General features: G+C 59.5%; 20 protein-coding genes and 1 tRNA gene. 9 read left to right on the top strand and 12 right to left on the bottom strand.

Annotated elements, in window-relative coordinates; genetic code table 11:
- Window positions 1-145 precede the first annotated feature (145 nt).
- The 3 genes from JNB88_RS16250 to JNB88_RS16240 all read left to right on the top strand — a co-directional run bounded on the left by JNB88_RS16250 (window position 146) and on the right by JNB88_RS16240 (window position 1,559).
- Window positions 146-222: transfer RNA gene (locus JNB88_RS16250), tRNA-Arg, on the top strand.
- Window positions 223-416: 194 nt separating this feature from the next.
- Entirely contained in the window at window positions 417-767 is a 351-nt protein-coding gene (locus tag JNB88_RS16245; protein ID WP_338111001.1) for a hypothetical protein, read from the top strand.
- 330 nt (window positions 768-1,097) lie between these two features.
- Complete coding sequence (locus JNB88_RS16240; protein WP_220356350.1) at window positions 1,098-1,559, top strand: phage regulatory CII family protein; 462 nt, start codon at window positions 1,098-1,100, stop codon at window positions 1,557-1,559.
- Window positions 1,560-1,602: 43 nt separating this feature from the next.
- Here JNB88_RS16240 and JNB88_RS16235 read toward each other — a convergent pair whose 3' ends face one another.
- The 6 genes from JNB88_RS16235 to JNB88_RS16215 form a co-directional block, all read right to left on the bottom strand.
- Entirely contained in the window at window positions 1,603-2,919 is a 1,317-nt protein-coding gene (locus tag JNB88_RS16235) for a glucoamylase family protein (protein WP_037132470.1), read from the bottom strand.
- Window positions 2,920-3,077: 158 nt separating this feature from the next.
- Complete coding sequence (locus tag JNB88_RS16230; RefSeq protein WP_220356349.1) at window positions 3,078-5,525, bottom strand: phosphoketolase family protein; 2,448 nt, start codon at window positions 5,523-5,525, stop codon at window positions 3,078-3,080.
- A 63-nt stretch (window positions 5,526-5,588) separates the two neighbouring features.
- A complete protein-coding gene (locus JNB88_RS16225) occupies window positions 5,589-7,265 on the bottom strand; it encodes an ABC transporter ATP-binding protein/permease (protein WP_220356348.1) in 1,677 nt (558 codons plus the stop codon).
- A gap of 40 nt (window positions 7,266-7,305) precedes the next feature.
- Entirely contained in the window at window positions 7,306-7,554 is a 249-nt protein-coding gene (locus JNB88_RS16220) for a DUF982 domain-containing protein (protein WP_222858042.1), read from the bottom strand.
- Between the two features lie 95 nt (window positions 7,555-7,649).
- Window positions 7,650-7,994 (bottom strand): hypothetical protein, encoded by a 345-nt coding sequence (locus JNB88_RS33625; RefSeq protein ID WP_223217226.1) that lies wholly within the window; start codon window positions 7,992-7,994, stop codon window positions 7,650-7,652.
- Window positions 7,995-8,296: 302 nt separating this feature from the next.
- Window positions 8,297-9,490 (bottom strand): MFS transporter, encoded by a 1,194-nt coding sequence (locus tag JNB88_RS16215; protein ID WP_220356347.1) that lies wholly within the window; start codon window positions 9,488-9,490, stop codon window positions 8,297-8,299.
- Between the two features lie 434 nt (window positions 9,491-9,924).
- Here JNB88_RS16215 and JNB88_RS16210 point away from each other — a divergent pair, with 434 nt between their 5' ends.
- The 5 genes from JNB88_RS16210 (at window position 9,925) to JNB88_RS16190 (ending at window position 15,727) form a co-directional block, all read left to right on the top strand.
- Window positions 9,925-11,067 carry an alpha/beta hydrolase gene (locus JNB88_RS16210; RefSeq protein WP_223217231.1) on the top strand — a complete coding sequence of 381 codons (1,143 nt, stop codon included), beginning with the start codon at window positions 9,925-9,927 and terminating at the stop codon, window positions 11,065-11,067.
- A 192-nt stretch (window positions 11,068-11,259) separates the two neighbouring features.
- On the top strand, window positions 11,260-12,873 hold the full coding sequence (locus tag JNB88_RS16205; RefSeq protein WP_220356345.1) for an arylsulfatase: 1,614 nt from the start codon (window positions 11,260-11,262) through the stop codon (window positions 12,871-12,873).
- Window positions 12,874-13,161: 288 nt separating this feature from the next.
- Window positions 13,162-14,130, top strand: coding sequence for a formylglycine-generating enzyme family protein (locus JNB88_RS16200; protein WP_220356344.1), 969 nt, complete (start codon window positions 13,162-13,164; stop codon window positions 14,128-14,130).
- Window positions 14,131-14,144: 14 nt separating this feature from the next.
- Window positions 14,145-15,125 carry an HAD family hydrolase gene (locus JNB88_RS16195; protein ID WP_220356343.1) on the top strand — a complete coding sequence of 327 codons (981 nt, stop codon included), beginning with the start codon at window positions 14,145-14,147 and terminating at the stop codon, window positions 15,123-15,125.
- A 71-nt stretch (window positions 15,126-15,196) separates the two neighbouring features.
- On the top strand, window positions 15,197-15,727 hold the full coding sequence (locus JNB88_RS16190) for a DUF1269 domain-containing protein (RefSeq protein ID WP_220356342.1): 531 nt from the start codon (window positions 15,197-15,199) through the stop codon (window positions 15,725-15,727).
- A 51-nt stretch (window positions 15,728-15,778) separates the two neighbouring features.
- Here the strand turns inward: JNB88_RS16190 and JNB88_RS16185 are convergent, their stop codons facing one another.
- The 6 genes from JNB88_RS16185 to JNB88_RS16160 form a co-directional block, all read right to left on the bottom strand.
- A complete protein-coding gene (locus JNB88_RS16185; protein ID WP_220356341.1) occupies window positions 15,779-17,533 on the bottom strand; it encodes a tetratricopeptide repeat protein in 1,755 nt (584 codons plus the stop codon).
- A gap of 210 nt (window positions 17,534-17,743) precedes the next feature.
- Window positions 17,744-18,952 (bottom strand): adenylate/guanylate cyclase domain-containing protein, encoded by a 1,209-nt coding sequence (locus JNB88_RS16180; protein WP_220356340.1) that lies wholly within the window; start codon window positions 18,950-18,952, stop codon window positions 17,744-17,746.
- A gap of 138 nt (window positions 18,953-19,090) precedes the next feature.
- Window positions 19,091-19,957 (bottom strand): efflux RND transporter periplasmic adaptor subunit, encoded by an 867-nt coding sequence (locus JNB88_RS16175; RefSeq protein ID WP_220356339.1) that lies wholly within the window; start codon window positions 19,955-19,957, stop codon window positions 19,091-19,093.
- Window positions 19,954-20,163 (bottom strand): DUF1656 domain-containing protein, encoded by a 210-nt coding sequence (locus JNB88_RS16170; RefSeq protein ID WP_028749468.1) that lies wholly within the window; start codon window positions 20,161-20,163, stop codon window positions 19,954-19,956. The genes JNB88_RS16175 and JNB88_RS16170 overlap by 4 nt, the downstream gene beginning before the upstream one ends.
- Complete coding sequence (locus tag JNB88_RS16165) at window positions 20,160-22,253, bottom strand: FUSC family protein (RefSeq protein WP_220356338.1); 2,094 nt, start codon at window positions 22,251-22,253, stop codon at window positions 20,160-20,162. The genes JNB88_RS16170 and JNB88_RS16165 overlap by 4 nt, the downstream gene beginning before the upstream one ends.
- Window positions 22,243-22,698, bottom strand: coding sequence for a MarR family winged helix-turn-helix transcriptional regulator (locus JNB88_RS16160; protein WP_220356566.1), 456 nt, complete (start codon window positions 22,696-22,698; stop codon window positions 22,243-22,245). The genes JNB88_RS16165 and JNB88_RS16160 overlap by 11 nt, the downstream gene beginning before the upstream one ends.
- Window positions 22,699-22,924: 226 nt before the next feature.
- Between JNB88_RS16160 and JNB88_RS16155 the strand changes: the two genes are divergently transcribed.
- A partial coding sequence (locus tag JNB88_RS16155; RefSeq protein ID WP_220356337.1) for a TolC family protein occupies window positions 22,925-23,574 on the top strand: 650 nt, incomplete at its 3' end.

Genomic DNA, 23,574 nt, shown 5'->3' with positions numbered 1-23,574 from the left:
GATGCGAGCATTTGTGCCTCGGCACGGAAAAAGAAACCGTTCCAAGGCAACGCGACGAAGAATTTCGCCGGAGAGAGATTGAAGGACGCGGCGAGCTAGGCTAAGAACCTCGCATCGGACAGGGCGATTCAAACGCCTGAGGCATGCACCCGTAGCTCAGCTGGATAGAGTGTTGGATTCCGATTCCAAAGGTCACAGGTTCGAATCCTGTCGGGTGCGCCAACTTTTTTGATCTTCATATGACATGACGAGAGATTGCCTGCTGGCGCCGAACGCAGGCTCTAGCGACATGAACACAGACGGATGCTCACCTCCTTTTGGAGAGATTGAGCAAAGTGTCTGGCGCCTGCATTGTTTCCCTGAACATCCCTCGCTGCATAGCGCCAGGCCGTGTCATTGCGAGTGCAGAGAACGCTGTGAATTCAACTTCCAATGTTGTAGTATCGCCTGACCTTGGCGGGGTGCTTGTCATGTCGTACTCGCAGGCAGTTCCATTGTATGTTGCGGTGCTGACGACAATCGTCTGTGTGCCGTTGCTTGTGTCGTCGGCTGCTCACGCCGCGGACGCGAAATCCGCACGCGGCCAGTCCATATCTATCCTTGTCCGGGCAGACCTCCAACAGGGAGAGCTGTCCGCTCCCGGTACGTCGATCGACTGGTGGCTGAGGGAGGATATCGTGCAAACGTCGCCGCAGATGGCAGACGGTTCCCCGAGCGTCTTTAGCCGAAGTTGGCTGAAGGATGATCAGCTGCGTGGTTCTCATTGACGCGCCCCCCTTGGCCCCAGCGACCAAGCAGGCGATCCGCAGCCGGGTTCGCGATCGTATCGACCCGGGCTGTCGTTCTTCTCAAGGAAACCGAAGGGCTGCCGCATGCAACGCGACCGTTGTCGTTTGCATACGATTGCCGAGGTCAGACCACCTGTCAGTCAAAAAGCCCGAGCAGGCGGTCTTTCCCCGCGGCTGGGGTGTTGCCGCGGGCGCTTCCTGTAGCGACAGCTACCACTCGAAGCCATCAAAACGGGATGTCTTTTTTGATAGGCTTGTATCGTTGGCGCCGCCGACGTTTGACCTGCAGCGCATCTAAGGAGGGTGACGATGGCTGATCGAGGCAGCGAGTTCGCGCAGATCGCATATGCGATTCTGGTCATCGAACGGCAGCTCAGTATCGAGAAGGTGGCGGCTGAGATCGGGGTCAGCTACGCCGTGTTGCACTCGCGCCTGATCGGGCGCAGCGTCTTCTCCGCCGACGAAATCCGTGCGCTCATTGTCGCGATTCCGGATCCACGGCTTGTGGCCTACCTCCTCGAGGGAACGCGCTTTGTGCCGGCCGAGCGCGCGGACGGCGTCAGGATAGACGATCTCGAGCCTCCTGTTCCCGAGGCCCTGCAGAGGCGCGCAACAAAAGTGGTGATCGAGGCCACCGATGTCCTGGAAGTGGTCGATGCGGCAATCGCCGGAGGCGGCATCGACCATCGGCAGGAAAAGATCGTCCTCAAGGAAATCGGAGAGGCAGAGCGCGCATTGTCCTCGCTGCGGGTCCAACTCGCGAACCATTGAGGAAGCGCGCCCCCATAACCGTGCCCAGTGCACCCCTCGTTGGCTATAGCCAGCCACCACTGAACCCGGCTCGGCGCAGGCCACGCACGATCGGCTCGCAGTTACGCATCAGGTTCCACAGGAAACCGGTTCGATAATTCTCGATCATCAGGGCCACCGGTCCCTGATCGATGCCGAAGTGGCAGGGACTGATCCACCAGCCCGTCGGACTGTCCGGAACCTTGAACGTCCGATTGAACGACGGCTTGAACCCGTAGAGCCGTGTCATCCCCAGGTTGAGGCTCCCGCAGTTGAGGACAGTCGGAATGACAATTTCGGGCGCAAATGGCAGGGACGCGACAACGACCCACGGAGAGACGGTCCCATCGTCCGGTCCAAACGGTGCCCCGCGCGCGATGTAGTCGAAAAATTCCCTGCGCACCCCGCCAACGTCCAGCGTCAGCCAGCCGGGGCCATCGCTTGCGGTGAAGCCCCAGCAGTGTTCGCCATAACCTTCGAACTCCTTGGGATTTCGGATCGCATACTCCTGCTGGACGAAGGTGGCCTGCCTGCTGTTCTGAAAATAGTCGCTGTCGTGCTCGCGCATGAATTCGTCCCGGAGACCGCGGAAATCAATCCACATATGCGAAAGCTGGTGCGTGAAGAGCGGACCGGAATAGAGCAGTTCGCGCCCGAAGATGTTGCGCCAGTCATAGCTGTCAGTGTAGGCCGCGTAGCTCTCGGGCGGCAACGGATGCGATGGCGAACCGAGCCCCAGTATGTAGAGGAGCAGGCCCTCGTCATAGCCGCGCCAGCGGTAGGGAATGAAGCCGCTCTCGGGGTGCCAGCCGTGCGTCAGCGTCGCTCCGTGGTCACAGGCCCAGTTCCAGTCCGCCCTTTCATAGAGAAACGCGGCAAGTTGCCTGATCTTGACTTCGTCGGCCGTATCCTCGTTGAAATACGTGGCAACGGTCAGCGCGCCGGCAAACAGAAAGGCCGAGTCGATCGTCGACAATTCGCACTGCCATACCCGGCGTCCTGTTTCGATATCAAGGAAGTGGTAGAAGAAGCCCTTGTAGCCGGAGGCGTCCGGTTCGGGCCCTTGATGGCACCGTGCCAGAAAATCGAGCCGCCTCCGGGCCATCTTGGCGGCAAACTTTCGAATGATGATGCCACGCTCCACAAGGACGGGGATAGTGGCAAGCGCCATGCCGACAGCGGCTATACTCGCCGGTGCAGAATCTTGCGTCTTGTCGCGGACGAGCCCGTTGTCCGGGTTCGTGCAATGCAGGTAGTAGAGCAGCGTCGTGAACTGCAACCGCGCGAAATCCTCGTCGCTGGCAGCGGACTCCAAATTTGGGGCGGATGGTAACTCGGTCATGGCCTCATCCATTCCACAAGGCTTCGCGACTGATGGACGCCCTATCAAGTCGCCGATATGCAAATCACCGCCTGAACGTCATCAGCCGTGAAGTTACATTGTAAACCAACCTCAGCCGCTCCCCAACGCGCCCTGCTGCGCGCTGGGGGCTGAACGGCTCAGGTGTTGTCACCTTCCGTCGAGGTTCTCAGCTGGCTTTTGCTCTGCTCCTGCACACCCCATCTCCAACCGCTTATCTCGGGCATGTCGTCGCCATACTTTTCGATGTACTGCCTGTGTTCGATCAGCTTCTCGTGGATCGCCTGCTTGAAATAGGCCGCCCGAGCGCCGAGCTGCGGCAGGCGATCGATGACATCCTCGACAAGGTGGAAGCGGTCCATTTCGTTCAGGACCACCATGTCGAATGGCGTCGTCGTCGTTCCCTCTTCCTTGTAACCGCGCACATGCAGATTGTCGTGATTTGTGCGGCGATAGGTAAGCCGATGGATCAACCAGGGATAACCGTGGAACGCAAAGATGATCGGCTTGTCCTTCGTGAACAATGCGTCGAAGTCTGCGTCTGAGAGCCCATGCGGATGCTCCTTCGACGGTTGCAGTTTCATGAGGTTGACGACATTGACCACGCGAACCTTCAGCTCAGGAAGGTGTTCTCGCAGCAATTGGACTGCCGCCAGCGTTTCCAGCGTCGGTACGTCGCCGCAGCACGCCATGACGACATCGGGCTCCGAACCTCGATCGTTGCTGGCCCATTCCCAAATGCCAAGGCCTTCGGTGCAATGCTTGACCGCCTCATCCATCGTCAGCCATTGCGGCGCCGGTTGCTTGCCGGCCACGACGACGTTCACATAGTTGCGGCTGCGCAGGCAATGATCCGTGACCGAAAGCAGCGTATTGGCATCCGGCGGCAGATAGACACGGATCACGTCTGCCTTCTTGTTGACGACGTGATCGATGAAACCCGGATCCTGATGGCTGAAGCCGTTGTGGTCCTGGCGCCAGACGTGGGAGCTGAGGAAGTAGTTCAGCGAACCGATCGGCCGCCTCCAGGGAATGTGATTGCACACCTTCAGCCATTTGGCGTGCTGGTTGAACATAGAGTCGATGATGTGAATGAAGGCTTCGTAGCAGGAGAAGAAGCCGTGGCGTCCCGTCAGCAGGTAGCCTTCCAGCCAGCCCTGGCACTGATGCTCGCTCAGCACCTCCATGACGCGGCCATCGGGTGATAGGTGATCATCCTCGGGATAGATTTCGGCCATGTAGCAGCGGTCGGTGACCTCGAGCACATCCTGCCAGCGGTTGGAATTGTTCTCGTCCGGGCTGAACAGCCGGAAGTTCTTGCTGTTCAGGTTGAGCTTCATGACATCGCGCAGGAACTTGCCCATGACGCGCGCGGATTCCGTCATGGTCGCTCCGGGGCTTGGCACAGAGACCGCGTAGTCGCGAAAGTCAGGCATTTTCAGGTCGCGCAGGAGGAGACCGCCATTTGCGTGTGGATTGTCGCTCATCCGGCGATGTCCCGTCGGGGCCAATGACGCAAACTCGGCGCGCAGCTTGCCTTCGTCGTCGAAGAGCTCTTCGGGCTTGTAGGTCTTCATCCAGTGCTGAAGGATCTCGATGTGTTCCGGCTTGTCCATCTCGCCCATCGGAACCTGATGTGACCGCCAGTAATCCTCACACTTCTTGCCGTCTATCTCGCTCGGGCAGGTCCAGCCCTTCGGTGTGCGGAAGACAATCATCGGCCATGCCGGGCGCGTCAGATTGCCCTTCTCGCGAGCCTCCACCCAGATCCGCTTGATCTCCGTGACGGCGGTATCCATGGCCGCCGCCAGCTGCTGCTGCACCTTGTCAGGCTCATGCCCTTCGACGAAGAGCGGCGCATATCCCATCCCCTCGAAGAACTTGCGCAGTTCGTGCTCCGGAATGCGAGCGAGGAAGCATGGATTGGCGATCTTGTAGCCGTTGAGATGCAGGATCGGCAGGACGCACCCGTCGCGGGCGGGATTGAGAAACTTGTTGCCATGCCACCCTGTGGCGAGCGGCCCGGTTTCGGCCTCCCCGTCGCCGACGACGCAGGCGACGATCATGTCGGGATTGTCGAAGGCCGCCCCATAGGCGTGGCTGAGGGCATAGCCGAGCTCGCCGCCTTCATGGATACTTCCAGGCGTTTCCGGGGCGACGTGGCTCGGAATGCCGCCGGGAAAGCTGAACTGCTTGAACAGCCGCTGTATGCCTTCGACGTCCTGACCGATATTCGGGTAGACTTCGCTGTAGGTGCCTTCAAGGTAAGCATGCGCGACCAGCGATGGCCCGCCATGGCCAGGACCAATCACATAGATCATGTTCAGATCGTCGCGCTTGATAACACGGTTGAGATGCACATAGAGCATGTTCAGCCCCGGAGTTGTTCCCCAGTGGCCCAACAGCCTTGGCTTGATATGCTCGCGCTTGAGAGGTTTCTTCAGTAGCGGGTTGTCGAGCAGGTAAATCTGTCCGACCGAGAGATAGTTTGATGCCCGCCAATAGGCGTCCATCAATCGGAGCTCTTCAGCCCCCAGCGGGGTAGCCGCTGCCTGATAGTCGTCGGTTGAAAGAGCGGCGTTCGTCATTGTCAGCCTCCTGTCGACTTATGTCTCAATTTCCGTGCCGCACGCCACGAGGCGTCTGCGCGGTTATGCGGGCGTCCTCCACTGCCATGCGCCATCATCGCCGAACTCCAGGATGGCATCATAGGCCAAAATGTCGGCTGCGTTCCCGATATGAACGCAGGCAACGCCGTCGTCTGCAAAGCGCGTGATGATCCGGAACAGTGTATCCCAGCCCACCATAACCTCGGTTCTCTCAAGCAAGATGACGTGTGGCTTGGCCACGCACATGCTCGCCAGCATCAGCAGTTGCTGCTCTCTTTGCGTCAGAACCGTATGCCATTCCACTTCTTGTTGAAAACCCTCTGCACTAGAAATGCGTTCGAGTCCGAATTCGGCAAGTAGTATCGAAATCCGTTCGTCGGAAATTTCTGCGTTCGCTGCCGGAGCGAGTAGCTGCCGAAGGGTGCTTGGCGGCAAATACGGTTCCCGCGGGAGGAAACGTATCCCTTCACCCGCAGGTCGCAAGATTTCGCCTGAGCCTGGATAAGCAACACCCGCGGTCGCCCCGAAGAGGGCATTCCCTTGATCCTCGCGGGAACACGTCACAAGCACCCGGGCACCAGACGGAAAGGCCACGGTCAGCTCTCGCAGCAACGTCGATCCGTCCCTTGCCGACAAGATTGTGAGCTTTTCGTAAGACAGTTGTTCCTGTGTCTCGTGAACTTGAATTTCTGTGCTCACGCTCCGTTGCGAGTTCTCTATGGCTTCCGACAACGTGCTCAACCGCGTCACGACCGCGGCGAAATTGGAAATCGACTTGAATTGGTTGATGATCAGCGAAAAGGCGCCCACCAGCATCGCGAAAGCGGCCGCAGATTGGGTGATCACGCCAAATTCGATATCCCCCCGGAAGAATGCCGGCGCGATAATCAGGGCGGGGATGATCTGGATCAGCCAGTTATAGCCAGTCGTGAAGAAGCCCACATCGCGGTTAACGGATGTAATGACGCGAAAGTTCGCCACCAGATCATCAAGTCGCGTCGAAAGAAACGACTTCATTTGTCGTTCGCTGCCAGACAGCATTATCTGCTCGGCATTCTCTCGGGCCTGAAGGAGGCCAGCGCGAAAACTCGCCTCTTTGTCGAGCTGGTCGTAGTCCAGCTTGATGAGCCGTCGCCCGAGACGGATCGTAAGCAGGGAGCCGCTCGCCGCATACAGAACAGCAACGGCGAAGAGGACCGGATTGATAGACAGAAGCACGCCAGAGAACGAAACGATCGTCAGGCCGCTATTGAAGATCATCAGCAGGAAAGACAGGGTCGTCACCGTGAAGGCGCGGATATCTTCCGAGATGCGTTGGTCCGGATGCGAGAGCTTGCCGGAAACATCCAGGCGGTAAAAAGCCTTGTCCGTAAGGTAGAGATTGACGGCTCGACCTGTCAGGAAGGCCCTCCAGAGAAGGGCGAGACGCTCCTCTGTAAAGCGTGCGAACACCGATACGACCGTGGAGCCAGCAAACACAAGAAGGTAGAACACCGCCTGGCGAGCGAACTCGCTGACATGCCTGTCGGCGATTGCCGTCATGAAGTTCCGGCCAACGAAGCTATTGAGCACGTTGAGGCCGTTGATCGTGAAAAGCAGTATCACAAGGCCCGCCATTAACAGCTTTGCCCTGCCTCCAACCTCTGAAGAGATGAAGATCCTCACCGAGCGCAGAAAGCGACCTGCCGTTACCCTCAAGGGCGTTCGCAGCTCTTCCATGCTTCTCCCTCTTGTGTCGCGTCGTTGCCTGGACCTCACCCTACAGATGGAGCCCCGCCTCCCTGACGGCCTCCTCGAATGCTATTCGTGCTAGGTATGTTGGAGCCCAACTCCGCACGACATCCTCACAACTTTCGACGGCCAGCGCGAACGCCGGCCCAGGCCGAGGCCAATTGCTCCTTAGTTTCCTCAGGGCTTCCTCGGTCGTGCCGATAAACTCCACGGCACCGTCCTTGCCCGTACGTGCAAGCACACAGACGTTCCAAGGGCCAGGACATCTGTCGTCCATGAATTCCCCCATTGAATTGACGGAAAGCATCCGCACAGCCAGCCGTTTCACTGGTCTGTTGAACAAAATGGCCCAGAAATCTCAACGTTGAGGGGTTAAGGTCTGAAGTCGTGCGCCTGCCCTGACGCCCGCAATTCCTTGAGGGTCTTGCCTCCGCAGTTTCCTCCCTCCAGTCCGCCCACGGCCTTGGCTTTGCCGTCAACCGTAATCGTACCCGCAATCCGGTCTGACGCTGAATAGGTGGCGGTACCGTCCTTCGTTATCCTGGACAAATAGAATGCATGGTACGTGCCCTTCAATTCGCAGCCGATAACCACCGGAAAATCGGCAAAGGGATCCTGTGCATACGCGGCTCGGTCAGGCAAAAACGCGGCCCAACAAGAGACGGCAATCAATATCTTTAAAAACGAACTAATTGTCCCACGTGACAGGTGCACCATTGATCGAACCTCAGCTCCGAGAAACAGGAAATCGCAAGGTATTTCGAGGCATGCATTCAGGTGGTGTCAGCTGCGCAAGTATGTCGCAGTAGGTCGCTGCTAGGCAAGGGAATTGTGATTACCAACGAGAAAATTCTACTGTGAGGAGAAGTATTTGGCAGCCTCATCAAAAGCACCTGACGAGCCTGCCGTACTACACTTCGCCGCTGGGTCGGATGCTTCCCAGGAAAACAGCGGCGGACGACGCGATCGGGATTCGCGTCGTCCGCCGCTCCAGGCAAATTTGAGGGCCGCCGCCGTTGTCAGGCAGCCTGGGTTACAGCGCCGGCATTTGATGCGGAGCGGCTGTCCAGGGCGCTGCTCCAAAGTGTCAGAACCAAGGCGCCGACGACCAGAATGGCACCGACCCATGGCGTTGCCCCGAGCCCGAGCGGAGATTCGACCACCAGGCCGCCGATCCAGGCCCCCGCAGCAATGCCAAGATTGAAGGCGGCAATGTTCAGCGCCGATGCCACGTCCACGGCCGCCGGGCGAACCTGCTTTGCCAATTGCACGACATAGATCTGGAGACCCGGCACGTTGGCGAAAGAAAGGAACCCAAGAGCGGCAAGTGTCGGAACAACCAGCCAGGGCGATGCAGCGGTAAAGCTGAAGAGCACCAGGACAATCGCCTGGGCGATAAACAGTCCGGTCAGGGCGCGGACGGGGCTGCGGTTGGCAAACCTGCCCCCGGCGACATTGCCGATAGCAATGGCGATGCCGTACACCACAAGGATCAGGCTGACCGTACCGGCCGCGAAACCGGTGATTTCCTGCAGGATCGACGCAAGGAACGTAAAGGCGACGAAGGTACCGCCGTAGCCAAGCGCAGTCATGGCAAAGACGATGAGCAGGCGCCCGCTTCCGAGCACACGGAGCTGGTCACCAATGCTGGCCGCCGGCGCCTTTTTCAGGTTTGACGGCAGCAGCACGGCAATCGCGACGAAAGCGATGGCTCCAAGCCCGGCAACCGCGGCAAAGGTTGCACGCCAGCCGAATATCTGCCCGATCAGCGTGCCGAGGGGAACGCCGGTGACGATGGCGACCGTCAGGCCCATGAACATCATTGCGATCGCTGAAGCCCTGCGGTTTTCGGGAACGAGATCGGCCGCGATCGTCGACCCTACGGAGAAGAAGACACCGTGCGCGAAGGCCGAAAGTACGCGGGCGACAAGCAACGGCGCATAGCCCGGGCTGATCGCCGCCATGCCGTTGCCGATGACGAAGAGCGCCATCAGTCCGAGTAGCAGCGGCTTCCTCTCGATGCGCCCTGTCAGCGCTGTCAGCACCGGTGCACCGAAGGTGACGCCAAGCGCATAGACGCTGACGATTAATCCGGCCAGAGGCAGGGTAATGTGGAGATCTGCGGCAACCGTCGGCAGCAGACCGACGATCACGAATTCTGTGGTTCCGATCGCATAAGCGGCGATCGTCAGAGCAAAAAGAGCAATTGGCATAGTGTGCCTCGAATGATCTGCCGGTTCGGCCGGCGTGGTTGACTGCCGGACATATGGAGGCACTTCGTTTCAGTGATAAGCAGTCATTCGATCCAAAGATCTGTGAACCGAATTCATCGAAATAGCTCGACGGAGAAGGTATTGCGTATCGCCGATACGCATGGCGAGAGCGACTGTCCACAACTCACCGTATTAGACCCGTTGCGTTTAAGTAACACCCGCCCGAAACTCGTTGTCGTATACAGGCCGGCCGCGCAAATTGCGCGTGAGTTTTTCGCTGTTACCGTAAAGTACTTTCGCTCTAAGCCGGCCACCGTAAGGTGTATGCGTTTCAATGAGGGAACCGGAACGTGATCGCTGCCCGCACTGTTCGGACACTTGTACCATTGCTCGTCGTCGCACTTCTTGTCGGCTGTGGTCATCCAAGTGGCGTCATGGCGCCCGTCGCATTGACGGCGGCAACGCCGAACACTTCCAAGGTCAGCATGCTGGTCGCGACGACCCGCGAACCCTCCGGTGATCCCGCAACTCTATTTACCGGCGAGCGCAGCCCAAAACCGTATTTGACCGCTGTCGACGTCTCGATCCCCCCGAAGCGGGCAAGCGGCACCGTGCAGTGGCCGAAGCGGCTGCCGCCTAACCCCGCAACCGACTTTGCGGTAACCAGCGTCCGAGAGATCGAGACGCAAGCACAGGGCCGCGCCTGGTTTCGCCAGCACATTCAAGGCGGTCACGCGTTGGTTTTCGTGCATGGCTTCAACAACAAATATGAAGACTCGGTTTTCCGCCTTGCCCAAATCGTCCACGATTCCGGCATGGAGGCGACACCGTTTCTCTTCACGTGGCCGTCACGCGCGCAGCTCACGGCCTACGAATACGACAAGGAAAGCACCAACTACTCGCGCACGGCACTCGAGCAAGGGCTGCGGACGCTCGCTGCGGACCCGGATGTCAAGGACATTACCATCCTTGCCCACTCCATGGGCACCTGGCTCACCATGGAGTCGCTGCGGCAGATGGGCATCCGGGACGGCCATGTGAACAGCAAGATTCACAATGTCATCCTTGCCTCTCCTGATATCGACATCCAGGTCTTCGCAAAGCAGTTTGCCGAGATGGGCACGCCGACGCCGAAGTTCACGATCTTCGTGTCGCAGGACGACAAGGCGCTTGCAGTGTCAAGCTTCATCACCGGCAAGGTCTCGCGTTTGGGCGCGATCGATCCGACGGCAGAGCCCTATCGGTCGAGGCTGGAAGCCGCCGGCATTACTGCAATCGACCTCACCAAGGTCAAGGGCGAAGGCCTGAACCACGGCAAGTTCGCCGAAAGTCCAGAAATCGTTCAGCTGATCGGCCAGCGTATCGTCACTGGACAGACGCTGACGGATTCCAACGTCACCCTCGGCCAAGGCCTGACCGCCGTCGTCGGAGGCACGGTGACCACCATCGGCAACGTCGCCGCCACAGCGGTCGCGGCACCGGTAACTATCCTTGAGCAGCCGATGCAGACTGCCAGGAAACGCCCTGCGGATGAGACACTGCAGGGAGACTTCAAACCACAACCACTAACCCAGTAACATATGCATTCCTGCACCTTGTTACGTTTTGGCGGCGGTTTGTTACCGTAACGTACTTACGGAATGATGCTCCTCAGTGGGAACGTAAAACTTGTCGAGAGATGCGACGAGTGTTCTGCAGTGCCGGCCCGGCCTGCCCACGATCAGGAGAGCGCAAATGTTGAACGATCTGAAGAGACAAGGGAGATCACGATGAGCGCGTCTCTCCCCAAACGGCTTCGGCACGCTGGCGCGGCCCTTGCCATGGCCCTCGCCTCAACATCACTTTGCTATGGAGCCGCTCAAGCACAACAGGCGGCGCCTGCCCAGAACACCGCAAAGCCGAACATCCTCGTCATCTTCGGCGATGATGTTGGTCAAACCAACATCAGCGCCTATTCGATGGGCGTCGTCGGCTACAAGACGCCCAACATCGATCGGATCGCCAAGGAAGGTATGCTGTTTACGGACTACTATGCCGAGAACAGCTGCACTGCCGGCCGCTCGACATTCATCACCGGTCAGGTTTGCCTGAGAACGGGACTGTGCAAGGTCGGCATCCCGGGAGCAACGGTCGGCCTGCAGCCACGCGACATCACAATTGCACAGGCCCTGAAGCCGCTCGGCTACGCCACGGGCCAGTTCGGCAAGAACCATCTCGGCGATCGGGACGAATTCCTTCCGACGCAGCACGGCTTCGACGAGTTCTTCGGCAACCTCTATCATCTCAATGCCGAGGAAGAGCCCGAACGGCCCTACTATCCCAAGAACGACCAGGAATTCGTGAAGGCGAATTCCCCACGCGGAGTCCTGCATTCGTTCGCCGATGGACGGGTCGAGGACACCGGCGCACTCAATCGCAAGCGCATGGAAACAATCGACGATGAAACAACGGCCGCGGCGGTCGATTTCATCCAGCGGCAAGTCAAGGAAGGCAAGCCTTTCTTCACCTGGATGAACACAACCCGCATGCACGCGTTCACGCATGTTCGCGAATCCATGCAGGGTAAAAGTGGTATGCGCGGCAATGAATATGCCGATGGCATGATCGAGCATGATGGAGACGTCGGCAAGCTCCTCAAGGCGCTGGACGATCTCAAGATCGCCGACAACACGATCGTGGTCTATACGACCGACAACGGCCCGAACCAGTGGTCTTGGCCCGATGCGGCAACGACCGCCTTCCGAAGCGAAAAGGACACGAACTGGGAAGGCGCCTTCCGTGTTCCCGCGATGGTTCGCTGGCCAGGCCACATCAAGGCTGGCGAAGTGTCCAATGAGATGATGTCCGGACTTGACTGGTTCCCGACCCTGGTCGCGGCAGCCGGCGATCCCGACATCAAGGAGCAGCTCCTCAATGGCACCAACATCAACGGCAGTCAGTTCAAGGTCCACCTGGACGGCTACAATCAGCTGCCTTACCTGACGGGACAGCAGCCAAAATCGGGGCGCGAGGACTTCTACTATTTCAACGATGACGGTGAAGTCGTTGCCTATCGATACAACAACTGGAAGATCGTATTCTGCGAACAGAGAGAACCGGGCGGCTTCCCCGTGTGGGCAAACCCCTTCACCTGCCTCCGTGCGCCGAAGGTCTTCAATCTGCGAATGGATCCCTACGAACGCGCGGATGTCGTCTCCGACCAGTATTACGACTGGCTAGCGAAGAACGCCTACCTCATCCAGTACGGCGTCTATCGGGTCGCTCCGTTCCTGCAGACGTTCAAGGACTACCCGCCCAGCCAGCGTTCCGCAAGCTTCAGCATAGACCAGATGGTCGAGGCGCTGATGCGATCCATGGATCAGGGGCCGGCGACTGGAAAGTAGCAGCGATAGTAGACGGGTCGACCTCTGACCCGCCCAATTTGCTCAGTGAGAAGCCATGACGGCACGCGGCGACTTCCTCGATGACCGCGAGCCGTCCGGTGACCCCACATCGCTGTTAACCTAGCGAGCTTAGCCACGGCGCCCATCGGCTGGCCCGGTCGACTTGAAACACTGGAACTCGAGCCGAATTTACGGAGAATGTAACGTTTACCGCATGTCGTGTTACCGTAACGTACTTACGGGTGAAGCGATGCTTGGCGATACTCAGGCAAGTTTTCGGAGGCGACGATGACGCTAGCATTTGACACCGAAACCCGGCCGCAGGGTCATGGCAGTGGCGACCTCGTCTGGATACCCGGTCGGACGTTCGTGATGGGGTCCAACGACCACTATCCAGAAGAGGCGCCGGCCCATCCTGTTACGGTCGATGGCTTCTGGATAGAGGTGACGCCGGTTACGAACCGGAAGTTCCAGGAATTCGTCAAGGCGACAGGCCATGTCACGCTCGCCGAGAAGGCTCCAGACCCGAAGGACTATCCGGGCGCCCTGCCGAATATGCTGCGCGCTGGATCCCTGGTGTTCACATCGCCGAAATCGGTGAATGGTCCCGATATTACTCAGTGGTGGCAGTTCAAGTTTGGAGCAAACTGGCGGCGGCCCTATGGTGGCCTGAGCGATCTCCGCGGCAAGCTCGATCATCCGGTCGTCCACGTCGCCTATTCCGATGCGAAAGCCTATGCCGAGTGGGCCGGGATGGATTTACCGACAGAAGCGGAGTGGGAGCTTGCCGCACGCGGTGGGCTTGACGACACCGAATTTGCCTGGGGCGATGAGCTCATGCCAGGCGGCGTCGCCATGGCGAACACCTGGCAGGGCACCTTCCCAACCCACAGCACGAAGTCGGCAGGCAAGGACCGCACGACGCCCGTGCGCTCGTTTCCTCCCAACGGCTACGGCGCCTACGACATGATAGGCAACGTCTGGGAGTGGACATCGGATTACTGGTCCACGCGCCATCCGGAACCCGCGGCCAAAGCCTGCTGCATCCCCGAAAATCCCCGTGGCGGCGGGAAAGAGGCAAGTTACGATCCGAACCAGCCGCGGATTCGCATCCCGAGGCGCGTGCTGAAGGGCGGCTCGCATCTGTGCGCCCCTAACTACTGCCGCCGCTATCGCCCGGCAGCGCGTCACGCCGAGCCAGAAGACACATCCACCAGCCACGTCGGCTTTCGCTGCATCAAGCGCGTGCCAGCTTAGCAAGGAGCATGTCGATGTCTCAGACCGTCCGCATCCTTCTGTTTTTCCTGCTCCTCCCCTTGGGCGGCGCGTTCGCGCAGGAGCTTCCGTCCTGGAATGACGGCGCATCGAAGCAGGCGATCGTCGAATTCGTCAAGAAGGTGACCACGGAAGGTGGGGCCGACTATGTCGCGCCCGAGGACCGGATCGCGGTCTTCGACAATGACGGCACACTATGGACGGAGCAGCCCTTCTACTTTCAACTCGGTTTCGCCCTCGATCGGGTCAAGGCGCTTTCACCGGAGCACCCCGAGTGGAAGGAAAAGGAACCCTTCAAATCAGTTCTCGCCGGTGACCTCAAGGGCATCGCAAAGGGCGGAGAGAAAGGCATGGTCGAACTTATCATGGAGACCCATGCTGGCATGACGACCGACGACTTCAACAGGATCGTCACTGATTGGTTCGCTTCAGCAAGGCATCCGAAGACCGGCAAGCCCTATAACGAGATGACGTTCCTACCCATGCGCGAGCTTCTCGATTACCTGCGCGCCAACGGCTTCAAGACCTTCATCGTTTCGGGCGGAGGTGTCGAGTTCATGCGCCCGATTACCGAGAAGGCTTACGGGATTCCGCCGGAACAGGTGGTCGGGAGCACGATCACGACGCAATATGCACTGGTCGACGACACGCCTGTCCTGAACCGCCTTCCCAAGATCGATTTCGTCGACGATGGTCCGGGCAAGCCCGTGGGCATCAACAAGTTCATCGGCAGGCGACCGATCTTTGCCGCCGGCAATTCCGATGGCGACTACGAGATGCTCCGTTGGGTGACGGCTGGCCCGGCACCGCGCTTCGCGATGATCGTTCATCATACCGATGCAGACCGGGAATATGCCTATGATCGCAAATCGGATTTCGGAAAGCTCGACAAGACACTCGACGAGGCGGCTAGCCGCAACTGGTTGGTCGTCGACATGAAGGCCGACTGGAAGAAAATCTACGCGTTCGATCAATAACCCGCTGGCCAATGCTTTCCGGCCGGTCGGCCCGCTCCATATCCCTGAACATCAAACGAAAGGAACGGACAATGTCGGAACTCGTCGTGATCGGCTTCGATGCAATGGACGAAGCAGACAAGGTGCTGCTGAAATTGAACAGCCTGAAAAAGGAATACCTGGTCGATCTGGAAGATGCGGTTGTGGTCGTCAGAGACGAGACCGGCAAGGTTCACCTCAAGCAGAGCCTCAACCTCTTGGCGGTCGGCGCCACGTCCGGTCTCCTGTCCGGTTCGCTATGGGGCGGTCTCGTCGGGCTGCTGTTCCTCAATCCTCTCGCGGGCTTTGCGATCGGCGGGCTTGTCGGCGCGGGCGCAGGCGCGATCTCAGGCTCGCTGGCCGACTACGGTATCGATGACAACTTCATCAAGTCGCTCGGCGAAACCATACCGAATTCTTCCTCCGCCCTCTTCGTGCTCGTGCGCAAGGCGCAGCCGGAGAAAGTTCTTGCAGAGCTCCAGGGACTGCGTGGACGCGTCCTGAAAACGTCGCTGGCGCCGGATCAGGAGGAGCGGCTGCGCAAAGCACTCTCGGGTAGCCCGAGCGAAGCTGCCTCCGCCTGATCCAGAGACCCTCCCGCTGTCTGCACGGCAGCGGGAGCGGCTCGCGCGACCTTATTCACCCGCCTGGAACACGGTGGCCAGGCTTTCCGCCTTCAGATGAGCTCCTGCCTTCGTCAGGCCCTCCTCGATGGAGGAGAAAAGGGTCGGCTGATAGCGCCTCTGCGCCATCCTTTCACGGAAGGTCGTCTCGAAATCCGGCGCCATTTCACGAAGTTCCACCAGTCGCTGCTTGGCTTCACCCGAACCGATTTGTCCGAGTGCAGCCACACGCAGCGCGCTCACCAGGAAGTTGGTGTCGCTTGCCTGCTCAGCAAGCAATGCGGCCTCAGACCAATCCTTTCGCCGATAGGCATCCAAGGCAAGGACGAGAACTGCGTCATGCGGGACAACATCCGCGGCGACGCCCGCATCGTGCGCAAGCGACACGCCCGCATCGAAATAACCGGAGGCAAACAAAACCAGGCCAAGCTTAGCCGCAACATCTGGATTGTTGGGATTGAGTGCCAACGCCCGGTTCCCGGCGGCGATCGCCGCGTCGATCCGTCCACTGTAGAACTGCGCCAGCATCAGGGCGATGTATGCTCGGTCGGAGAGTGGCGCCAGCGACACTGCCCGGTTCGCAAGGTCCAGCGCGCGGGTGATCCTGCCGGCGTCGGGTGCATCCGCCTGTTCTGTTGCTAGCAACGTTGAGAGGGCAGCCGTTGCGTCCGCATCATAATTGTTGCTCGCAATCGTTCGCTCTAGGCAATTGATGGCATTGGCAACACCTAACGCCCTCCCCTCGTCCAGCAGGTATTCCGCCCGGAGAACACACGCATTGCCGAGCGAACCCTCGGCCGCATCATGCGTCTCGATGTTGTTGATGACGCCACGCGTTGCCGCAAAGCGGCGCGCAAGCAACCCGACAAGTTCACCGCGAACGGACGTGATCGCCCTGCCGTTGGTGTCCACTCTTTCAACCCCGGACTTGAGCAGGTCACCGCTCGCGGTATCCACGATCTGCCACCAGATGCTGCGATCGTCGCCGTCTCCATAGTATTTCATGTCGATCTGGTATGCTTGCGACCGCGCAGGGCGGAGCACAGCCGCCAATGGCCGGTCGCTTAGATCTGCCTGGGAGATAGTCAACGTCTGGAACTGTGTCAGAGCAGTCAGCAGCATATCCCGTGTAATGGAGGCTTCACCGCGGAACTCTTCATCTGCTGCAGTCACCGTGACCGCCACTGTCGGCTTGGTCGTAACGACCGGCCGCATCGCGTAAAGCGCGATCCCCCCAGCAACAGCAACACATGCCGCGAGCCCGACCAAGGCCAGCCGCAAGCTCCCCCAACGCTTGGCCCGATAGCCGGGAACAACCTGTGCTGGTGCGAATTCGCGGAAAGCGACGCCTTCTTCCTCGGCTGCCGCGGGATGGTCACAATCATCGGCATGCGAGGCAGTACCCCCCGACCGCGTGAAGATCGCGATGTACCGGCCCTTTGGAAGTTCAACCCTAACGCCGTCGGGTTCACCAAATGCGTCGTAGTATTGGCTAAGCGCCGATCGCAATCGGCTGAGCTCAATGCGGACGATCGGATCCAGCGACGGATCGAAATTGCTTTGTCGGCCAAGTACATCAATTGCGATGGAATAGGCCTTCGTCCCTTCCGTATGCCCCGCAAATTGCTGTCCGGTGATATATCTTAGAATGTTTCGGCTGCGCTCGGTGGCTCTGAACCGCTCGTCGGCCAGGAGACGTTCAAGCTCGGAACGAGCTTCTGGGCACGTAACCGCATGCGCCCAGCCTTCGTGTTCCTCAGCCTTCATGACCGCCGCCCCTGCTACACAACGCGCAATGCCAAGTAGAACAGATGGGTTTATTGCGCAGAAAACAAGGGGTTGCAACATGAAATGCTAACAAAACCGAAACGTGATCGCGATCGGGGTAGCATCCAGGCTTAAATCGGCACATCCCTTTTCGAGCAAGGCCGGACGCCGTCGAACCTCATGACCGAAAGTGCAATATGGTCCGCGAGTTCAGATAATCGGCATCAGTGTGAAAAGTTCTTGAGCGCGGTTGACGCCACGCAGCGCATGCAGCCCGATCGACTGCAGGCTATCAATCTGCGACGGTGGGATGATCGCAGCGAAACTCGCCGACATCAGGAGCCGCCGCTGCAGCGACCGACAGAGAGAGACGATGCGGCTGACCTCGTTGACAGCCGGTCCGATGACCGTGAAGTCGAGGCGATCCTCGCTGCCGATGTTACCGTAAAAAACCTCGCCAAGATGCAGTCCGAGGTAGACGTCGGTTACCGGCCGGCCTTCGACACGGCGTTGTGCGTTGAGGTCCAGGAGGCGCCTGTCGAGCAGCGACCGGGCGTTCAGCGCCGCGGAGCAGGCCTCGGTCGGACGCTTGCCCTTGAAGATCGCAAGCGTACCGTCGCCCATCAGCTTGAGCACCTCGCCGCCCGCTTCCTGCACGGACGAGATCACCGCGTCGGCATAGTCGTTGAGCATCGGAATGATCTCTTCCGGATCGACCGTATCCGATATGTGCGTGAAATTGGCGAGATCGGAAAACCAGAGCGCCGCCGATATGCGATCGCTTTGACCGCGCGTAATCTTGCCGTGCAGAACCTGATTGGCAGCATCCTGCCCCAGATAGACCTTGGCAATCGTGCCGGCCACACCGCTGATCGTGACGCATTTGACAGCTAGCGCCAGACATGGAAGCAGATCACGCAGGACTGCAATATCACCGTCGGAAAAGCCTTCGTGCGACCGTGTGGCAAAGTGTGAAAAGAAGCAATCTATCTCGCCAATCGTCCCACCATCTCCGAAGCGATGTGCCATGGCGATAAAGTCCGTAAAATCTGCGGCCTTCAGGTCGTCAAGCAGGTAGAAATCGGCTGGATCGCCGGCCGTCAAACTTCTGCGGATCTCCCCGGATCCTGTCGTTTCGAGGTGATGGAAGGCGGATCGAAGCCAATTGTCGGCGATCGCGCCGGGACCGGAAAAGCCGTATTCCGACACGCGTTCGACCGCCTGCCGGCTATCCCAGCGAAACGCTCGGCGCTCATAGATCGGGTGCAGTGTGTCCATGACTGCGACGGAACGTTCGATCGGAAGTCCGTTCACGCGACACCGTTCGCAGAAGCCAGCGAGCAGGTCTGCTTCGGCCACACCCTTGAGCCCGCTCTGCATCAGCCAAGCGGTGATTTCTATGACGTGGCGATCGTCCACGGCTGTCTCCTAGAACCGGGCGTCCGTTTTCTTATTCGCGACCGAGCGAGTTCTCTGGGTCACTGTTCACGGTCATCGGTGGGACGCCCAGACCGGTGAACTTGCGTTTTGCGAAGGCGGCTCTCTGAGCCGCCCCAATCAGTTGATGATGGTGACGCTTGCGGTGCGACCGGCAACGAGGGCCGTATCGTCAGGCAGGCCGTCGAGCGCGACACGCACAGGGACGCGCTGAGCCAGTCGAACCCATGTGAATGTCGGGGTGACATTGGCAAGCTGTGCACTGGTATCGCTACGCTCCCGGTCCTCTATGCCACCGGCGACGCCGTCGACGTGCCCCTTGAGAGGCGTCTTGCTGCCCATCAGGTAGACGAGCGCGGGGTCGCCGACCTTGATGCGATCAAGCTTGTTCTCTTCGAAGTAGCCCGCGACATAGTAGGAATCGCTGTCGATCAGCGCGGTGACGGCAGCACCGGCCGTTACATAGTTACCGGGCTTCATGGAGAAGTTGGTCAGCACGCCATTGACGGGTGCCCGCACAACCGAGCGGTCGAGGTTGAGCTGTGCGGTATCGCGGCTGATTACCGCCTGGCTGTAGGCCGCTTCGTCCTGTTGCACGGCCGTCTCGGCCTGCTGGATCTTCTGCCGCGTCACCGAGCTCTCGCCCAGCTTGCGATAGAGCTCAAGGTCGCTTCTTGCCATGTCGAGCGCTGCCTTGCTGCTCTCCATCTGCGCTTCGGCCTGGCGCAGCGCGAGCGTGAAGCGCGCCTGGTCGATGCGGAAGATCACGTCGCCTTTGCGCACGGCCTGATTGTCCTTGGCGTCCACCTCACTGACGATGCCGGAAACATCGGCTGCCAGCCGTACGACGTCGGCACGGACCTTGCCGTCGCGCGTCCAGGGCTCGTCCATATAATAGTCCCACAGATGCCAACCGAGCACTCCCGCCAGGGCGACGAAGACACCAGTCAGCAGGAAGCGACCGGAATGAGCGACAAGCGATTTCATAGTGACACCTTATTCAAAGACAGCGCGATCGCGCCAAGCAGGCAGAAGTACATGGCCGTATCAAAGAGCGGCCGATGCCAGACCAGTCGATAGAAGCCGACTGACGCCAATACGCGTCGCAGAATGGCATTGAGAAGGTAGGCTACGAGCGCGATTGCACCCAACGTCGGGATGAAGACCCCGTAAATGTCGATATCAGGCCTCATGCGGCATGTTCCTTTTCAGTTCCTCCTCCGGCGCCAGCGACAGCAACCGGAGAGAGGGAGGCTGCATCGGGGTAGAGGGTATATCTGAGAGCTGTCATTGAGCGGCGCGCCCCTTCGAGCGCCGAAGACTTGCCGGCCTCGACCAAAGCCGCCAGCGACTGATCCAGCGTCTTGAGCAGGTTCTCGTCGGGTTGGGTGTCGCGGTTCTTCTGTTTCTGCTGATAGTGGGCTGCGATGCCCGACAGCACGTTTTCGATCGGCTCGCGCTTGTCGCGTGATACCAGCTGCTTGTGGCGCTGGAGGTCCAACGTGTTAAGGCCGTTGCGCAGGTCTCGCAGAATGTCGGTCTGTGCGACTGCGGATTCAGCAGGGATCATCGCGAGGCGCGGCGCAACGAGGCCAAGCCGGTCGACCATGCGGTAAAGCAATTTTGTAAAGTCGACTTCCTCCGGGCGGCGCGCAGCAGCGACGATATCGGTCCAGCCCGACCGTAGGAGACGGTAAGCCGTCCACTCAGCGCCAACAGAACGAACGAGAACTGTGGTTCCGCAGGCAATCACCATGCCGACAATCATCGCAGCATTCGAATTGACGAAAGAGGTGAGGTCGAGATTCAGGCGGTCCTGCAGCGTCAGCATGTTCGGCAGGTTCACGCAGAAACCCATGCCGTAGAGCGCGAGAGAAGGCTTGGTCATCAGCAGCCCCGCCGGCACCAGCATCAACCCGAGCGCGGCAGCGAGTTCGACATAGCTGTGGATCAGCGGCATCAGCCCGTATTCGAAGACGAAAGCTGCAATCACGGTTACGATGGCGACATTGACGAACTTGATCATCATCGGCGCCGGATCGTCCATCGACGAGAAGATACAGCAGAGCACGCCGGCCATCATGGCGGCTGCGCTGCCTTGCGGCCAACCGGTATAGATCCAGAGGGCCGTTGCGACGAAGGTCGCCAGCATCACGGATAGGCCCGAGTGAATGGCCATGCCGTAGTCCTTGTGGATCGGAGCCCGATCGAAGGAGGTGCCGAACCGGCGCCAACGAAGATCATGATGGGACCCGGATTCGATATCCTGGCGAAGGCTGAGACAGTCGCCCCATATCTGAACGAGATCGCGGATGCGCGCGGTGAAATTGTGGGCAAGCAGCCCGTTCCACTCCTGTTGCTCGCGTCCTTCCTCCTCGGCCTCCACCATCAGCGCGAGAAGCTGCTGACGCTTTTCCTCGGAAAGAGGAGCGCCGCTTTCGAGCAGTACTGTGACTTCGTCAACCAGCGCGGTAATCGCAGGCGTGAGTTTGCCCGCTGTCGCCTTCTCGAGTGCATACAGCACGTCAGCAAGGCCGGAGACAATCGGCAGCATAGCGACCATCCGCTGCTGCAACATTCTGGTGCGGCCGACGATGTCGCGCAGCGCGGAGGTGTCGTAGGCAACGTGGGTGGTGAAGCTGTGGAGATCGACGGCATCTGCCGCAAGCCGGCGTGCCGCCGCAAGAAGCGAGGGATCGCGTCCCCTGCCTTTCAGTGTGCCGATCGCCAGCTCGGCGCCATCACGCAGCCATGCATTGATACGCGCAGCCAGAACCGGCCCTGCATGCCGGGGAAAGAAGATGCGATTGACGACCGCTGCACAAATGATGCCGAGCGCGATCTCCTCGACGCGGGCAGTGGCATAGGTAAAGGCCGTATCCGGGTTCGCAACGATCGGGAAGCCGGTCAGAGCCGTCGTGTATCCGGCCAGCATGAAACTGTAGCTGCGGGGTGTCCGGTCAAGCAGACTGACGCCAAGGCAAAAAGCCATCCACAGCGAGATCGCAAGCGTCAGCAACTCCGGAGAATTGACGAGGTTGGGGATAAGAATAACCGTAACCGTCCCGCCGAGCGCCGTACCGATCAAGCGGTAAAGTGCCTTCGACGTACTTGCCCCCGACAGGGGATGGGCCACTATGTAGACCGTGCCCACCGCCCAGTAAGGGTTCGTCAGGTCGAAACAAAGCGCAATACCAAGCGCCAGCATGGCGGCTGCGAAGGTCTTGATGGAAAAGACGACATCCCCCAGGCTGGGATCGGTCGTGTTCTTGCTACTCGTCATTTTCCTGTATTCCGGATAGGGCCGCGGTTTTCGCCGCGATGGCGCGCAGGACCTCCAGGGCGGCCTCTACCTGTTCGGGTTCAAGGTCGCCAAGGATCTGTGCTCGCAGCTCCGCCGCACAGCTTTCGGCGCGCTCGGCGACCGCTGTGCCTCCTCCGGTGAGTTGCACCAGCTTGATGCGCCGATCCGCCTCATCGGGGACCCTGCAGATCAAGCCGTCATTTTCCAAACTGTCGAGGACCCGCACGAGGGTTGGCCCTTCCACACCGACCCTTTCGGCCAGAACACCCTGCGGTATCCGGTCGCCATGCCGAAGCAGCGCGATCAACGGAGCGGCGCTGGCATCGGACAGGTTGTGATCGGTCAGGGCAGCGTTCAACGCGCGGCGCCACCCGCGCCCGCAGATCATAAGCAACGGTGCGAACTCGGCCCAAGTTTGTTTCAGATTCGTTTTCATGAAATTAGATAACATCCTATCGATTAGAATACAATGATATTATTTGGCGAAGCGATGAATGTGGTTAGCGTATCGTTTCCATGCTCGATCGCCTCCCCTCGCTACATCACGCTTTCCCTTTGGACTGCTGTGAAAACCTATTGAGGAAGTGAAAAATTAACCATACGCCATAATAGTTTGTTAGAGAATCGCCGAGCATCCCGTTGGAGACCTTATGCGCAGATACGTAATCCTCGCCGCACTGTCTGTTTTGTCAGGCTGTGTGAGCGGCCCGGACCACGTTCCCCCGGAGATGCCGCTTCCGGCGAAGTTCAGCGAGGGCGGCGCCAAGGATATCGGCGACGTTTCGACGACGGCGTGGTGGACGGCTTACCGTGACCGGAAGCTCGACGCGCTGGTGATGCAGGGGCTGAATGAGAACCTGTCGGTGCAGCAGGCGCTGGAGCGCATCAACGCGGCCGCCGGCGGTGTCACCGTGGCCGGTGCCGGCTCGCTGCCGAGCCTGTTGGTCGGCGCCAGCCAGACCACCAGCGGTTCGATGGGCGAGCGCCGCACCTCGATCGGCGCCACCAATGTCAGCGGCGGCGATGTCGCCGTCTCCTGGCTGCTGGATCTGTTCGGCCAGTACCGCCGCTCGAAGGAAAGCGCCCAGGCCAGCCTTGACGCGGCCTATTCCAGCGCCGATGTCGCCAAGCTCACCTACATTCAGGATCTGGTGAACTCCTACATCAACCTGCGCTTCTTCCAGGAGCGCCTGGCGCTGTCGCGCGCCAACCTGAAGTCGCGCCAGGAAACCTACGAGCTGACCCAGTTCCAGCTCGAGGCCGGTGCCGCCTCGCGCCTCGACGTCGTTCAGGCCGAAGG

It is taken from the genome of Rhizobium cauense (genome assembly GCF_019511525.1).
In the GTDB taxonomy this organism is placed as follows: domain Bacteria; phylum Pseudomonadota; class Alphaproteobacteria; order Rhizobiales; family Rhizobiaceae; genus Rhizobium; species Rhizobium cauense.
The sequence above is the reverse complement of the archived record's forward strand: the minus strand, read 5'-3'. Positions and strand labels throughout refer to the sequence as shown.